This window comes from Campylobacter sp. P0109 (assembly GCF_002138755.1).
GTDB classification, from domain to species: Bacteria; Campylobacterota; Campylobacteria; order Campylobacterales; family Campylobacteraceae; genus Campylobacter; species Campylobacter devanensis.
Map to the genome: position 1 here is coordinate 146,323 of NZ_MJKK01000002.1, position 15,251 is coordinate 161,573.

General features: G+C 33.5%; 13 protein-coding genes. 10 read left to right on the forward strand and 3 right to left on the reverse strand.

The window, feature by feature from the left end; translation table 11 throughout:
• The first annotated feature begins 3 nt into the window (after positions 1–3).
• The 5 genes from tyrS to CIGNP109_RS03395 all read left to right on the forward strand — a co-directional run bounded on the left by tyrS (position 4) and on the right by CIGNP109_RS03395 (position 6,254).
• Entirely contained in the window at positions 4–1,209 is a 1,206-nt protein-coding gene (tyrS, locus tag CIGNP109_RS03375) for a tyrosine--tRNA ligase (protein ID WP_236847549.1), read from the forward strand.
• Positions 1,209–2,321: a nitronate monooxygenase gene (locus CIGNP109_RS03380; RefSeq protein WP_086228205.1), complete on the forward strand. Its 1,113-nt coding sequence runs from the start codon at positions 1,209–1,211 to the stop codon at positions 2,319–2,321. The genes tyrS and CIGNP109_RS03380 overlap by 1 nt, the downstream gene beginning before the upstream one ends.
• Positions 2,305–3,834 carry an N-acetylmuramoyl-L-alanine amidase family protein gene (locus tag CIGNP109_RS03385; RefSeq protein WP_086228206.1) on the forward strand — a complete coding sequence of 510 codons (1,530 nt, stop codon included), beginning with the start codon at positions 2,305–2,307 and terminating at the stop codon, positions 3,832–3,834. Before CIGNP109_RS03380 ends, CIGNP109_RS03385 begins: the two co-directional genes overlap by 17 nt.
• Entirely contained in the window at positions 3,831–5,675 is a 1,845-nt protein-coding gene (gene mnmC, locus CIGNP109_RS03390; protein ID WP_086228207.1) for a bifunctional tRNA (5-methylaminomethyl-2-thiouridine)(34)-methyltransferase MnmD/FAD-dependent 5-carboxymethylaminomethyl-2-thiouridine(34) oxidoreductase MnmC, read from the forward strand. The genes CIGNP109_RS03385 and mnmC overlap by 4 nt, the downstream gene beginning before the upstream one ends.
• A gap of 63 nt (positions 5,676–5,738) precedes the next feature.
• Complete coding sequence (locus CIGNP109_RS03395) at positions 5,739–6,254, forward strand: hypothetical protein (RefSeq protein WP_086228208.1); 516 nt, start codon at positions 5,739–5,741, stop codon at positions 6,252–6,254.
• Positions 6,255–6,262: 8 nt separating this feature from the next.
• Here CIGNP109_RS03395 and CIGNP109_RS03400 read toward each other — a convergent pair whose 3' ends face one another.
• The 3 genes from CIGNP109_RS03400 to CIGNP109_RS03410 are packed head-to-tail and all read right to left on the reverse strand — an operon-like array spanning position 6,263 to position 10,718.
• The gene (locus tag CIGNP109_RS03400) at positions 6,263–8,062 is read right to left on the reverse strand and encodes a dynamin family protein (RefSeq protein WP_086228209.1); all 1,800 of its coding nucleotides are present in this window, start codon (positions 8,060–8,062) and stop codon (positions 6,263–6,265) included.
• A complete protein-coding gene (locus CIGNP109_RS03405) occupies positions 8,056–10,134 on the reverse strand; it encodes a dynamin family protein (protein ID WP_086228210.1) in 2,079 nt (692 codons plus the stop codon). The genes CIGNP109_RS03400 and CIGNP109_RS03405 overlap by 7 nt, the downstream gene beginning before the upstream one ends.
• Positions 10,131–10,718 (reverse strand): disulfide bond formation protein B, encoded by a 588-nt coding sequence (locus CIGNP109_RS03410; protein WP_086228211.1) that lies wholly within the window; start codon positions 10,716–10,718, stop codon positions 10,131–10,133. Before CIGNP109_RS03410 ends, CIGNP109_RS03405 begins: the two co-directional genes overlap by 4 nt.
• A gap of 80 nt (positions 10,719–10,798) precedes the next feature.
• Here CIGNP109_RS03410 and CIGNP109_RS03415 point away from each other — a divergent pair, with 80 nt between their 5' ends.
• The 5 genes from CIGNP109_RS03415 (at position 10,799) to CIGNP109_RS03435 (ending at position 15,222) form a co-directional block, all read left to right on the forward strand.
• Positions 10,799–11,611, forward strand: a complete 813-nt coding sequence (locus CIGNP109_RS03415) for a DUF234 domain-containing protein (RefSeq protein ID WP_236845607.1) — start codon at positions 10,799–10,801, stop codon at positions 11,609–11,611.
• The gene (locus CIGNP109_RS03420) at positions 11,604–12,587 is read left to right on the forward strand and encodes a sensor histidine kinase (protein WP_086228212.1); all 984 of its coding nucleotides are present in this window, start codon (positions 11,604–11,606) and stop codon (positions 12,585–12,587) included. The genes CIGNP109_RS03415 and CIGNP109_RS03420 overlap by 8 nt, the downstream gene beginning before the upstream one ends.
• A gap of 61 nt (positions 12,588–12,648) precedes the next feature.
• Positions 12,649–13,479, forward strand: a complete 831-nt coding sequence (galU, locus tag CIGNP109_RS03425; RefSeq protein ID WP_086224731.1) for a UTP--glucose-1-phosphate uridylyltransferase GalU — start codon at positions 12,649–12,651, stop codon at positions 13,477–13,479.
• Positions 13,466–14,674, forward strand: a complete 1,209-nt coding sequence (locus CIGNP109_RS03430) for a glucose-6-phosphate isomerase (RefSeq protein ID WP_086228268.1) — start codon at positions 13,466–13,468, stop codon at positions 14,672–14,674. Before galU ends, CIGNP109_RS03430 begins: the two co-directional genes overlap by 14 nt.
• Before the next feature lie 110 nt (positions 14,675–14,784).
• On the forward strand, positions 14,785–15,222 hold the full coding sequence (locus CIGNP109_RS03435; RefSeq protein ID WP_086228213.1) for a Dps family protein: 438 nt from the start codon (positions 14,785–14,787) through the stop codon (positions 15,220–15,222).
• Positions 15,223–15,251 lie beyond the last annotated feature (29 nt).

Sequence of the window (15,251 nt, forward strand, 5' to 3'; positions counted from 1 at the left end):
AAGATTATGATAGCTAAAATTATGAGTGAGATCAAGCGTGGAACCGCTGAGATAATTGATTATGAGAGAATTGAAAAATTGATTAAAGATTACTATGAAAATGGTAAAAATTTCTATATCAAGGCGGGATTTGATCCGACTGCCCCTGATCTTCATCTAGGTCATACAGTGGTGTTAAATAAGATGAGATTACTTCAAGATCATGGCGGTATCGTGCAGTTTTTGATAGGTGATTTCACTGCTAAGATAGGCGATCCAACTGGCAAAAGCGTTACTAGAAAAATTTTAAGCGATGATGTTATAGCACAAAATGCCAAAACCTATAAAGAGCAGGTTTTTAAAATTTTAGACGAAAGTAAAACTGAAGTAATGTTTAATTCTACTTGGCTAAATAGCCTTGGTGCTGATGGATTAATAGCCCTTGCAAGTACATTTAATGTAGCTAGAATGCTTGAGCGTGATGACTTTACTAAGCGATATAAGGCTGAAACTCCTATAGCTATAAGTGAGTTTTTGTATCCGCTTTTACAAGGTTATGATAGCGTGGCGATGAAGTGTGATATAGAGATGGGTGGAACGGATCAGAAATTTAATCTTTTGATGGGTAGGACTCTTGGTCGCACATATAATATCGGTAAAGAACAAGCAATTATAATGATGCCACTTCTAGTTGGTCTTGATGGTGTCAATAAAATGAGTAAAAGCCTTGGTAACTATATCGGTGTTACTGAATCTGCTAAGGATATCTTCGCTAAAACTTTGAGTATTAGTGATGAGCTTATGTGGGTTTGGTATGAGCTATTAAGTAGTTTAAGTGGTGATGAGATTGAGAAGCTTAAAAATGATGTTAAAAGTGGAGCTTTACATCCTAAGGCTGCTAAGGAGAATTTGGCTTTAGAGTTGGCTGCTAGATTTAATAGCATTGAAGAAGCTCAAGCTGCTAGGGATGAGTTTAATAGAGTTCATGCTAAGGGTGAATTGCCAAGTGATATGGCTAAATTTGAGATTAATGCTGATGATATTTGGATAGTTGAAGCGCTTAGTTTGTGTAAGTTAGTTGGGTCAAATTCAGATGCTCGTCGCCACATTAAGGCAAATGCTGTTAGTGTAAATCAGGCCAAAATTAGCGATGAGCAGCTTAGACTTTCTAAGGGCGAGTATGTATTGCAAGTTGGTAAAAAAGCTTATGCTAGATTAGAGGTAAAATAATGGAATTAAAAAGTTTAAAAATCGGAAAATATGTGATCAAATACCCTATTATCCAAGGTGGTATGGGGCTTGGTATAAGCTGGAATAAATTAGCTGGTAGTGTCAGTTTAAATGACGGTTTAGGTGTTATCAGCTCTGTTGGTACTGGATATTATGAGCATAGAGCCCACATCACTAAAGAGCTAAACTCAAAACCATATGATAGTGTGAATTTCTACTCTAGAGAGGGATTTAAAGCTATCATCGATAATGCGCGTAAAATTTGTGGAGATAAACCGCTAGCTGCTAATATAATGTGTGCTAGTAATGACTATGCTAGAATAGTCAAAGATGCTTGCGAACACGGCATTAATATCATAATTTCAGGTGCTGGACTTCCTACGAATTTACCTGAGCTTACTAAGGGATTTGCCGATGTGGCTTTGGTGCCGATCATTAGCTCGGCTAAGGCTTTAAAGATAATTTGTAAAAGATGGTATGATAGATATAATAGACTACCAGATGCTGTGGTGCTAGAAGGGCCACTTAGTGGCGGACATCAGGGATTTACATATGAGCAGTGCTTGGATCCAAACTATCAGCTTGAGAAATTGATTCAGCCTGTTGTAGATGAGGCATCTAAATGGGCTGATATAGGCGGAAATCCTATCCCTGTGGTGGCAGCTGGTGGGATATGGGATCATGATGATATAGCTAAAGTTATTGGTCTTGGAGCAAGTGGCGTACAGATGGGAACTAGATTTATAGGAACTCATGAGTGTGATGCTTCTGATGGGTTTAAAGAGGTCTTACTAGCGGCTAAAAAAGAGGATATTAGACTTATCAAAAGCCCTGTTGGATATCCGGCTCGTGGGATTCAGACAAATTTGCTTGATCTAGTAGATAAAAAGGCTGGGCCTAAAATTCAGTGTATTAGTAACTGTGTCGCTCCATGCCAAAGGGGCAAAGAGGCTAAGCAAGTTGGGTATTGTATCGCTGATAGGCTCTATGATGCTGTAAGTGGCAATAAAGAAACGGGGCTATTTTTCAGTGGCGCTAATGGATATAGGCTAAATGAGATAATTAGCGTTAAAGAGCTTATTAAAAAGTTGGTTTATGGGGAAAATAGTTAAGCTTTTATTGCCGTTTTTTCTTGCTATTTTTGCTTTTGGTGGTGGTGTTTTTGATGATTTTGATAATAATTTTGCCAAGGCAAATAAGCAAGATAGAATCCAAATTTACCACGAATTAAAGGGTGTCTATCTTAGTTCTATTTTAAATAATAATGATAAATTAAAGCTAGAATGCCTTGAGAGATTAGTAAGTGGTGGCAAGAGCCTTGGGATTGATTATAGTGTTTATGCTAATGAGTTAGATTTACTTAGTTCAAAATTTAGCAAATTAAAGCCAAAAATAGTAGAAACTAAAGAGCCAGCTCAGTTAGCTAAAAATACAACCAGTAAGATAGTTCAAAAAATAGAGTATAAAATCCTATCTACTAGTAGTTCTAAAGATGAATTCATTATTAGACTAAATGAAAATAGCAGTAATATAAAGATCAAAAAATCTCAGCTCAACACAAATAAAAGCTATCGTCAAATTTTTGATTTTGATGGGGTTTTGACTACATCATATAAGAATAAAAAAAGCCAAATTTCAGATCAAATAAGGGTAGCACAATTTGATAAAAATAGCGTTAGAATTGTATTTACAAATGATACAAAGCAAGAGATTAATTACACTATTGATGGTGAAAATATAATTTTTAGTATAAAAAATAGTACTCAAAAAACAACTACTAAAACTAAGAGCGCTAAAACAAACCAACAAGCAACTCAAAAAACAAAGACTAATGAACAAAAGCAAAGTCTAAAAACAACTTCAGCTAAGTCTGGTATCAAAAATGATACACAACAAAATATTAGTAAAGCTACAGCACAAAAGGCACAAGCAAGAGGTGCAAATAAAAATAGGATAATCGTATTAGATGCAGGGCATGGTGGCAAAGACGCAGGTGCTGTTGGAAAAAATAAATTATATGAGAAAAATATCGTTCTTAGCATTGCTTTAGAGACTGGCAAAATTCTAAAAAGTCGAGGATACAGGGTGTATTTTACCAGAAGTAATGATAAATTTATAAATTTAAGGGATCGAACAAGCATAGCAAATGAGAAAAAAGCTGATATTTTTATTTCAATTCATGCAAATGCTGCCCCAAATGCTAAAAAAGCCAAAGAGATGCAAGGAATAGAGACATATTTTTTAAGCCCTACTAGAAGTGAGCGAAGTATGCAAGCTGCGAATTTAGAGAATAAAGCTGATACTGATGAGATGAATTATTTTACTAAAATTAGTTATCTAAATTTCTTAAATCGTGAAAAGATTATTGCTTCAAATAAGCTTGCAATAGATGTGCAAGCTAATTTATTAGGAGCGGTAAAATCTAAATTTAAAGTAATAGATGGTGGAGTAAGGGAAGCGCCATTTTGGGTTTTAGTAGGTGCGCAGATGCCTGCTGTATTAATAGAGACTGGATATATATCCAATGATAAAGACCATAAGCTACTATCTAATAAGGTATATAGAGATAAGATCGCCCTTGGTATAGCAAATGGAATTGATGATTATTTTGTTAAAAATAGATGATAAAATACCATAATAACGCACTTTATAACTCTGAATTTGATGATATATATTTTAATACTTATGAACCTTTGGCTGAGTGTGAGTATGCTTATAGTAGTGCTTTAGATGGAGTTAATAAAAGTACAATTGTAGTAGCTGAGGCTGGATTTGGTGTTGGATTGAATTTCTTTTGCACTATTGCAAAGTTTAAAAGCTTAAATAAAAAGAGCCTTCACTATATCGCAGTTGAAAAGTATCCATTTAGCAAAGATGAATTAGCTAGTATTTATGAGCAATTTGGGCTTGATAGTGCTATTTATAAAGAGTTTTTAGATAATTATCATATTATACCAAATTCGCTTTTGCGTATATATTTACTAAATCGTACAATTATTCTTGATCTATATTTTGGTGATATTTTAGAGTTTTTAGAAGAGTGCGAGTTTAGAGTTGATATTTGGTATTTAGATGGTTTTGCCCCAAGTAAAAATCCGCAAATGTGGAGTGAGAAGTTTTTATCAAATTTAGCTTGTTACTCTTATAAAGATACAATTATTAGAAGTTTTAGTTGTGCTAGAGTCGTTCGTGATAGACTTAGTCAAAATGGATTTGATGTTAGTAAACTAAAAGGTTATCATAAAAAGCGAGAGATGTTACAAGCTATTTGCATAGAGCCAAAATCTAGGATAAAAAAGCAAATTTGGTTTGATTCTCCAGTAATTACAAAACCAAAAACTATCTTAGTAGTTGGTGCCGGAATTTCTGGATTAGCTATTGCTACGCTATTTAAAGAGGCGGGATTTGATGTTGTTGTAGCTGAAGCTAATGATAAAGCTGCACAAGGTGCAAGTTCAAATTTAGCTGGAATTTGCGCTCCGCTTATTACTCAACCTGGAGTAGCTTTGGGTGATATGCATATGAGTAGTTTTTTGCTCTCTAGGCAATTTTATAGGCAATTTGGTGGTGATTTTGTAGATTTTTGTGGGTGTGATGAGTATTTAGTAAATGATAAAATGCTGAGTAAATTTAATCACGATAGCAAGTTTTTTAGTATCAGTAATGATATTTATCCTAAAGCAAATATTGATTTAGCTATGCAAATTCAGCCTCAAAATCTCTGCCTTGCATTGGCAAAAAATCTTGAGATTTATTATGGATATGAGTATAAATCGCTCAAACAGCTAGAAAGTTGTTATGAAGTAAATTTTAGCAATTTAAAGACAATTAAAGCCGATGTGGTAATATTTGCTAATGGAAATAGGGCTAGGGAGCTTTTTATAAGTGAGTTTAATGATCCATATATGCAACTTAGCAGCGTTCGTGGGCAGACTACACTAGTAAGTGAGTTTGTAAATCTCAATAGACCACTTAGCGCTAGGGGATATATCACAAAGGCGATTGATAAAATTCAGCTAATAGGTGCTAGTTACGCTAGGGGTGATGAGTATGCCTTGCCTAGAAGTATGGATGATGAAGAAAATTTGGCTTTGGTAAGTGAGTTTATAGATGGTAAAAATATAGATATAATTGGCTCAAATGTTGGATTTAGAGGTTATAGCGGGGATAGATTTCCTATAATTGGCGGTATTCATAATGCTAGTGAGTATATGCGAATTTACAGCTCGCTCTTATGGACAAAGGCTAAATCAACTCACCAAAATCCGATATACCATCCAAATATTTTGATATCAGCAGCTCACGGATCAAGGGGGCTTAGCACTGGAATTTTAGGGGCTAATATGCTATTAGATATGGTTTTGGGGCGTCAAATTTGCGTTAAAAAGAGCATAATCAATGCTCTAAATCCATCAAGATTTCTAATTAGAAAACTAAAAAAAGGCTTAGTAAAATCAAGTAGCTAAAATAATAAGCTAAGTCAATTATAAATTTAGTTAAAATTACCAAAAGCTTATAAAAGGATTAAAATGTATTGGCAAGATACGCAAATAGCAGTTGTGGAGTGCGATGGTAGGTTTTTTGCTTTAAATGGCTGGAATGATGAGTGCTTTGATAGATGCTGGGAGTGTTCTAGCAAGGATGGCAAGAGATTTGATAACATTGTAGGCGATGAGACATATAGAATTTGGTGTGATGAAAATGGCGTTAGGTTGGAGTTAAACTGCTTTGGCGCTAAGGATAGTATAGAGTATATGTATAAGGTTTTGGTGCCGTATTCTGGGGCGGCAAATAGTGTAAATGGCGAGATTTTACGAGCTGTTTTAGCTATAGAAAATGGCGAGTCATATAGAAGTGGAGCTATAAAATTTATAAATTCACATATAGATAATAGTGAGATTTTAACTCTTTTAGGCTCTTTAAAAGATGGCGATATGAGTAAATTTAGCGAGTTTAAAAGTATGGTCGAGAGCCATATCTATGCTAAGTTTTTGGCAAATGAATTTATAGATAATTTTGTTGATTTTGAAGATTTGGCAGATTGACTCTGCCATCAAGACCAGCTAAAACTGCTAAGCTCATCAAGATCGCCTTTATATTTGGCTTTTAATGAGTTTATGTAGGTTTGGTTTTTATCCATTAATTGCTCTGTTTGGGCTTGGAGTGAGTTTATGAATTTGGTGATAAATGTGGAGTTACCAGTAAATTCACTCTCAAATTCATAGTAACTTAACTCATTTAAGATTCTCTCATTTATCTCACTAAGTCTAGGATAATAGAGGCTAAAAGCAAGTGGGTCAGACTCATAATCTTTGCTACTTTTTTCACATTTTTGGGCGATGAAATTTACACTTAATCTAATTGCGTTTTGATAGTTAGCACTAACTTTGATGAATACCCTTTCAAAAAATAGCTCTAAATTTGAAAATTTAGCCAAAAATAGAGTTTCAATATCGCTTAAAAATAGAGAATAAACCTCACTTGAAAATTTACGAATATCAGCAAATAGTAGATCTGAGTGGAGTGGGTCAGATTTTCTAAGGCTTTCATATTTGGCTTTATAGCGAAGCGTTAGCTCTTTTAACTCATCAAAAATAGCTTGTAAATCAGCTAGGATTTCGCTTTGAAATTCGCTTAAATCTCGCTTAAATTTATTAAATATCTTGGTAAATTTCTCATCATTATAGATTAGTTTAGCCAAAATTTCATCTATATCTAAACTAACTCTTTCATACTCTATTTTCTCAAAGCTATTTTTATTTAAAAAGCCGGTTTTTTCTTTATAATAGGCGGATTTTTGATTTTTTAAAGCGGAGTTAATCTCATTTGCGATTAGGGCGGCATTTTGTTTGATAGCTTCGAAAAATATCTCAAATTTAGAGTTATAGCTCTCTTTTAACTCGCTAAATTTAAGATTGGTTTTGTTTTGAAATTTAGTGAAAATATCTGAAATTTCATCTAAGATATTGATGAAATTTAAATTTTGATTTTGTGATGAGAGGAGTATCTCTTGCGAAGTTGCTTTGATAAAATCCTCTTTTGTGTTTGCTATTTTATCTAGGAATTTAAAGACCGCTTCAAATCCGCTATCGCTGCTATTTTCTCTTTGGAGTTTGGCTGAGATAGCCTCAACAGAGCTAAAATAATTACTATATGTGAGATTGGCGTGGGCTAAAACTCTAGTTATCTCATCGCTACTTAATTTATCTTTTTGGTTTAATAGGGCAATTGCGTTTTGTTTTAGGCCATTTGGGATGAGAGTTAGCTCATCTAGCTCGCTTTTTCTAGCGGCATTATCGATTAAGCTAATCCAAATTAAAGCTACGGCTTCTTTTAATACCGTTTTAGTCTCATTGGTATCGGCGTCGCTTCTTGAATTTAGCCCAGGGGTATCGATGAAGCTTATCTTTTTAAGTAGTTCATTTGGGGCGTAGATTGTGAGATTTTTGACATCTTTTAGGGCGTGGCGTTGATCTACAAAGGCACTTAGCTCATCTATATTCTTATACTCATCTCTGCCATCATTGTGTAGAATTTTAAGCATATAATTTGGTGCGTATTTGATAAATGTAGGCTTAGCAGTTACTGGCACAACCCCAGTTGGTAATATATCAGCACCTAAAAGTGCGTTTAAAAAGCTTGATTTCCCGCTACTAAACTGCCCGACAATCGCTACAAGCGGCGGTTCGTGGCTTAGTAGGCTAAGGAAGTTTAATCTCTCGATTAGCTCCTTACTAGGGTGAAATTTCGGCTCACAAATAAAGGCACAAAATCTCTCAAATTCACCTAAAAATCCATCATCAAAGCTGATTTGATATACTCTTTTATACTCTTTTATAAACTCTTTTAGCATAGCTCTATCCTATTTTTGATCTCTTGGCATTGCGATATTTTGGTATCTATATCGGTTATTAATTGCTCTTTGTCTTTGATATTTTCAAAGGCTGATTTGGCTAGTTTGTTTATCTGTTCTTCTTTGGTTTGTAGATGTTCTCTCATAGCGTTTAATTCAAATTTAATACCATTTATATACTCGTTTGTACAAGCACTAGCTAGTTTGCTAAGTTGGTTTGGTAGATTTAAACTCACTATAAAATCATCAAAAATTTTGGTTAAATTAGCTCCTATAATCTCAATATTTTTATCACTTTTTATAGCTTTATTTACATCGCTATTTAAAATTTCGTAGTTGATTTTAGGTAGATTTTGGTCTATATAGCCCCTAATATCTGGCAGATTCAAATTCGCATTTTTCGCCCCAAGTTTTAGCTCTAAAATTTTATTAGCAGAGTCAATATCTTTGCTGATTTGTTGCTTAAAATCTCTGAAAAAATCTATAAAAGAGTCATTAAAACCACTCTCTATAATCACCCCAAGCCTAGCGGTATCTAGCTTGATTTTTTTATTTGTGGCGTATTTGACATCGCTGATTACTCTATCTTTGATTTTAGCGCTTATGGCTTTTAGCGTTGCGTTGCTATTTTCGTTATCATAATTTAATCTTTTAAGTAGATTTTCAAGTTCGCTATTTATGCTATTTGTGGCACTGCTTATCTCATCTATCTCATTTTGGAGTGATTTGACAAGCTCTTTGGCTGTGGAGGTATCTGAAGTTAGGGCTGTTTTTTGTGCTTTTAGATCATCTTCTATTAAATTGGCGATATTTAAAAGCTCTTTTTTGTAGTTATCGATAATTAGAGTTGCCTTTTTGGAATTTGAGCCAAAAAAGCTCTCATAAAGATAGCTTTTTAGCTCATCTATTCCGATATTTTTAATCGCTGAAATGGTAAAAAACTTCGTCTCATCAGCCAAGCTCTCATCAAACCCACACTCACTAAGCTCGGTTTTTATACTATTTTTGGTGTAGTTTAAAACCTCTTTTATATCATTTGGGCTAAGCTTATCAATGTGCGTAAGAGCGATGATTAGGCCTGCGCTTTTACCATTTTTTAGAGTATTTACTATAAATGCCATATCTTTTTTTGTTGCGCTTTGACTAGCGTTCATTAGATGAAGTGTAAAATCGCTTTGACTCATATAATTAGCTGTTAAAATCTCACGCAATACCACCGCATCATCAAGGCCAGGGGTATCAACTATATCAATTCCATCTTTTAAAATATCTAATTTAATCCCCAAAATCACCTCTTTAACCATCTTGCTAATCTCATTAGAAGCTGTTGTGTAGGACTTTAACTCATCTATTGGGATGATTTTGTCTTGTATCTCTTGTGGTTCTAAATCCATCGATTTTAGCTCTTCGGGCGACCAGAAGCAGACTTTGGCAAATTCATCTTCGCTATATGTTAAGACACTTAAATTCGCCGTTTCAGGGATATTGGATGCGCCTAGAATTTTTTTATTCATCAAAGCGTTTAAAGTGCTACTTTTACCAGCGTTGATAACTCCAGTAACTGCTATTTTAAATTTAGAGTTATTAGCACTTTCATATGCATTGCTTAATCTTTTACTAACTTCACTAAGTTTAAATTCGCTTAAGATTTGATGAATTTCATTTAATGTATGTAAATTTTTATGAAATGGCTGAGTTTCAGCACTATTTTGAATAGTAGGGTTTAATTCAAGATTATTTATAAAATCACTTATAAGATTATATCCATTAAAATCTATAATCTCATTTTTGGCTAGTTCATTTAATCCATTTAATACTTTTTGATTATCTATTTTTATAGATTTTATAGCATTGATTATACCGATTTGACTTAATTGGACGCTATATTCGTTTAGATTTAAATTTGCTCTATCAAAGATGGATTTTAAGCTATCTAATTTAATCAATCTATCATAATTTCGTGGATTTATACAAAGTATTATCGCCGCTTCATCGCTGTTAAATTCACTTATGTGATTCTCATCTACATATAGGGTTTTAACTCCCCAAATTTGCTCTAATATCTTAATCATTTTTTACCTTTTAATCTTAATATTAATAAAATCAAGCCCAAAATCAAAGCTACACTAAAAATAATAATTGAAATTTGCGCCATATTTATTAGTTTTAAACTTGGGATTAGATACCAACCATCTTGGTATAGGCTCACAAAATAGTCTTGAATGGCATCAAGCCTAATATCAGTTGGCACCATTGGCATATCTAATCCACATTGCCCAGTTGCTTTAAATAGCGATGGCATAATCTCATCCCATGCAATTTTTAGCTCAAAAATAGGCCTATCAAGACAGCCTTTTACTCCAAATGGATTTGCATTGGCAATTGCTTGATGGATTGTATTTAGTTTCAAACTCTCTAAAAGACCACAAATCGCCCCATAACTAAAAACTAAAATCCCAAATATATAAAGTAAAATTTGCTTATAAAATATCGCTATAAAAATAGCTCCAAATCCTGCTATAATCATATAATATCGTATATAGATACACTGCACACATGGACGCATATATAGATAATTTTGAAATATAAAATGTGCCACGCCGACGCAAAAAAGCATAAAAACACCTATATAAATCCATAATCTTTTACTACTCATTTAATACCATTGTGTTGAATTTGGGCTTTATTATAACCAAAACTTGCTATAATTTTGTAAATTTAAAAGGTTAGAGTGATTTGGATACCTTAAAATATCTGCAATTTTATTTTGTTTTTGACCGGATTTTAGATGGTTATGATGATATTTTTGAGGCGATTGATGGCGAAATTTTGGCTAAATTTGATAGTTTTTGTAGCGAATTTAGTTTCTATCATGATGAGGCGAAAATATTTCTAATGCGCCTTGCTAAGGGTGATAGAAAGAGATTTGTAGCAAGTAAATATCTACCTAGAGCGCTTAGCTTGGCTATAATTAGTGAGTTAAATACTAAGGGATTTATCAAATTTGAGTACTCAAAAGAGGTAAAACCGGTTAAAAATCGTCACCAAAAGCTCAAAAAAGAGCTTAGAAGATATCAAATTCAAGATAAAATTCACTTTACTAAGCGGTTTTATAGATTTTGGTTTAGATTTATTGAGCCAAATTTAGAGCTTTTAAAAGCTGGTGATAAAGAGTCTGTAATGGATAAGATAAAAGTAGAATTTGACCACTACTGCTCGCTTGAGTTTGAACTAGCAAGCATTGAGCTACTCTCAAAAAATTTAAATATTCCAAAAGAGCAAATCTCAAGCTATTGGGATAAGGAAAATGAGATTGATATCTATACTAGTTATGATGGTTTTACTCTAGTGGCCGAAGCTAAATATAAGGAGCGAAAAATCTGCAAAAATATACTAAATTTATTAATGCAAAAGTGTGAAAAATCTAAAATAAATTGGGATAAGATGGCGTTATTTTCAAAATCTGGCTTTAGCAATGAGCTTTTAGGGCTTAGAGATAATAGAGTGATTTTGTTTGGACTTGATGATTTTAAGGATTTATATGAATGAGAATATAAAAAGTATAGAAGAAGGGCTAAAAAGCCTAATAGAACAGACATATTTAATAGAAAAAGAGTATAAAGTATTAGGCGAGTCCTATGCAAATTTGCAAAAGTTTACCCAAGGGATTGTCGAGAGTTTAGGTGCATCACTATGGGCGATTAGTAATAGTGGCGAAGTAATGCTAAGTAATGATAAAGCCAAGCAAATTATGGATATCTTGCCTAGTATTAATATGCAAAAAAGTACTCAAGAGGTTGAATTTGATGGTAGGGTTTATGCTATTAAAATTACTCACAATATGCAAAATAAAATAATTTTAGCTACTGATATAACTGATGAAAAACGAAGCGCTAGACTAGTATCAATGGGTGCAGTAGCAGCACATCTTTCTCATGAAATTCGCAATCCAATAGGTTCAATTTCATTATTAACTAGTACGCTTTTAAAACGAATAGATGATAGAAATCGACCATTAATAGAAGAGATAAAAAAGGCTATTTATAGAGTTGAGGGGATTATAAAGGCAACATTGCTTTTTACCAAAGGTGTTCAAATAAGTGCAAATGAATTTAAGTTAAAAGATTTAGAGATTATGTGTGGCGAGGCGGTTGCACAATATGCATTTACTAAAGATATCGAGTTTAAATTTAGCGGTTTTGATGGGGTGATTTGTGGTGATATAAATTTGCTTGATTTGGTGTTTAGTAACTTTATATTTAATGCAATTGATGCGATTGAAGAGAGTGATGATGATGGCGGTGTAGTAAGCATAGAACATAAATTTAAAGATGGTATGCATAATTTTTATATCAGTGATAGTGGTGTGCAGCTACCTAGTGGAACAATATTTGAGCCGTTTAAGACTACAAAGCTTAAAGGTAATGGTTTGGGTCTTGCGCTTAGCTTAGAGATTATAAACGCTCATAAAGGCTCAGTTGCAGTTCAAAATGAACCAAAACTATTTACAATAAGCCTGCCTTAAAAGTGCTTTTTAAGTAAATTTGGGGTAAATTTAGCAAATTTTTATACATTAAGGAGTTATAATGATACAAACTTGTCTTTTTCCTGCTGCTGGATATGGGACTAGATTTTTACCAGCGACAAAAAGCTTGCCAAAGGAGATGTTGCCAATCTTGACAAAACCGCTTATCCACTATGGTGTAGATGAGGCTAGAGAGGCTGGTATGAATAATATGGCTTTTGTTACTGGGCGTGGTAAAAGAGCGCTAGAAGATTACTTTGATATTAGCTATGAGCTAGAACATCAAATTGCTGGAACTAGCAAAGAGTATCTATTAACTGATATTAGAGAGTTGATGGAGCATTGTTCATTTAGTTTTACTCGTCAAACTCATATGAGAGGTTTAGGTGATGCAATTTATAGTGGCAAGGGTCTTGTAGGAGATGAGGCATTTGGTGTAATTTTAGCTGATGATTTGTGCGTTAATGAAGATGGTGAAAATGTCCTAGCTCAAATGGTAAAAATTTATGAGAAATATCGCTGTAGTATAGTTGCTGTAATGGAGGTACCTAAAGAAACTATAAGTAGTTATGGCGTCATAGATGGCAAATTTATCGAAGATGATCTAATAATGGTAAATGATATGATAGAAAAGCCAGACCCAAAAGATGCACCAACAAATTTAGCAATAATTGGTAGATATATTTTAACTCCAGATATATTTGAGATCATAGAACATACCAATCCAGGTAAAAATGGTGAGGTGCAAATCACCGATGCGTTACTTAAACAGGCTAAAAATGGTATGGTCTTAGCTTATAAATTTAAAGGCAGAAGGTTTGATTGTGGAAGTGTAGCTGGATATGTTGAAGCTACGAATTTTTTCTATGAGCATGAATATGGTAAAAAATAATCTCAAATTTAGCCCAAAAAATATCACAACAATCAATAGCTATGCTAGGCGTATGAATGATGAGATTAAAAGTGATGATATAGGGTATTATCACCTTCCTAGTTTAGGAATGGATATAGTTAGCAAGATAGAAGAGATAGCTAAATGCGATTTTGATAGCGTAGTGCTTGTAGGAGTAGGTGGAAGCTCTCTTGGAGTTAAAGCGCTATATGATATGTTAAATTTACAAAAAGAGCTTATATTTTTAGATAATCTTGATCCATACAGCATAGAAAAAAAGTGTGCTAAAATCGATCCTAACAAAACGCTATTTATAATTTCAAGTAAGTCAGGTACTACAATTGAAACTATATCTATATATAAGTATATTTTAGCAAAATTTGTTATAAAAAGTTATGAGAATTTTATCTTTATTACTGATCCAGATAGTCCGCTTGAATCATATGCTAAAGAGATAGGTGCTATTATATTTAATATTCCAAAAAATGTAGGTGGCAGATTTAGCGTTCTTTCAGCTATCGGGCTTGTACCACTTGGTTTGTGTGGAGCTGATATAAGCGAGCTTTTAGCTGGAGCTAATAGTGCAAAAGAACAATATTTAAGTAGAAATGATGATGGGGTATTGCAAAAGGCCTATCACTACGCCACACATAGTAGTGCTAAGATAAATGTATTATTTAGTTATAGCGATAGATTAACAAGCTTTAATGAGTGGTATGTACAGTTATGGGCTGAGAGTTTAGGAAAAAAGCGTGGGTATAAAAGAGTTGGTTTGACTCCTGTTGGTCTAGTAGGCAGCAAAGATCAACACTCATTTTTACAACTTATAATGGAGGGCGTAAAAGACAAGACAGTAACATTTATAACTATAAAAGATCACAACAGCACTATATCGGTGCCAAATTTAAAATTAAATTTTTTAGATGGATCTAATTTTGTAAATAGCAAAAGTATAGCTGAGGTTTTTAATGCTCAAGCGCATTCTACTATGCAGGCTTTGGCTAGCGAGATGATTAGTATTGATGAGTTAGTTATTGATAGGCTTGATGAGTGGCATTGTGGTTGGTTAATATACTATTACGAGCTACTTACTAGTGCAACTGGATTAATGCTAGGTATCAATACTTACGACCAGCCAGGCGTAGAAGCTGGTAAGAGAATACTTAAAAAGCTATTAGAGAGTAAAGAGAGTTGAATTTAACTTAAATAGTAAAATATTCTAAATAATAAAAATTATTATTTGCTTTATACTTTTTTAAGTTAATTTTGTGTATAATTACACAACTTAAATATAAAGGATAAAAAATGAAAAATGTAGTAACACAACTTAACCAACTTCAAGCTGATGCACATAGCTTGTTTGTAGCTTTCCATGATTATCACTGGAATGTAAAAGGTTTGCAATTCTTCTCAATTCATGAATATACTGAAAAAGAGTATAATGAACTTGCTGAGCTTTTTGATGAGATGGCTGAGCGTGCTATTCAACTAGGTGGCAAAGCAATTACAAAAACTGATGAGCTTTTAAAAGTTGCTAAAGTCCCAGTAGTTAGCAAAGATAACTATACTCCAGTAGAAGTAATTGAAGCTTTAAAAGATGCTTTTGTTTATCTATTGGCTGAGTTTAAAAAACTTGAAGAGATTGCTGAGAGCGCAGGTGATAATACAACTGTAGCTATAGCGCAAGAAAATTATGCAAGTCTAGAGAAAAAAATCTGGATGCTTAAGGCTACTTTGGCATAATTTAATAAGAGTGGCTCATAAGCCACTCA

What these genes read in the sequence shown, in the direction of transcription:
- CIGNP109_RS03380 (WP_086228205.1), top strand. Translation starts at nt 1,209, where the DNA reads ATGGAATTAAAAAGTTTAAAAATCGGAAAATATGTGATCAAATACCCT.
- CIGNP109_RS03385 (WP_086228206.1), top strand. Translation starts at nt 2,305, where the DNA reads ATGGGGAAAATAGTTAAGCTTTTATTGCCGTTTTTTCTTGCTATTTTT.
- mnmC (WP_086228207.1), top strand. Translation starts at nt 3,831, where the DNA reads ATGATAAAATACCATAATAACGCACTTTATAACTCTGAATTTGATGAT.
- CIGNP109_RS03395 (WP_086228208.1), top strand. Translation starts at nt 5,739, where the DNA reads ATGTATTGGCAAGATACGCAAATAGCAGTTGTGGAGTGCGATGGTAGG.
- CIGNP109_RS03400 (WP_086228209.1), bottom strand. Translation starts at nt 8,062, where the DNA reads ATGCTAAAAGAGTTTATAAAAGAGTATAAAAGAGTATATCAAATCAGC.
- CIGNP109_RS03405 (WP_086228210.1), bottom strand. Translation starts at nt 10,134, where the DNA reads ATGATTAAGATATTAGAGCAAATTTGGGGAGTTAAAACCCTATATGTA.
- CIGNP109_RS03410 (WP_086228211.1), bottom strand. Translation starts at nt 10,718, where the DNA reads ATGAGTAGTAAAAGATTATGGATTTATATAGGTGTTTTTATGCTTTTT.
- CIGNP109_RS03420 (WP_086228212.1), top strand. Translation starts at nt 11,604, where the DNA reads ATGAATGAGAATATAAAAAGTATAGAAGAAGGGCTAAAAAGCCTAATA.
- galU (WP_086224731.1), top strand. Translation starts at nt 12,649, where the DNA reads ATGATACAAACTTGTCTTTTTCCTGCTGCTGGATATGGGACTAGATTT.
- CIGNP109_RS03430 (WP_086228268.1), top strand. Translation starts at nt 13,466, where the DNA reads ATGGTAAAAAATAATCTCAAATTTAGCCCAAAAAATATCACAACAATC.
- CIGNP109_RS03435 (WP_086228213.1), top strand. Translation starts at nt 14,785, where the DNA reads ATGAAAAATGTAGTAACACAACTTAACCAACTTCAAGCTGATGCACAT.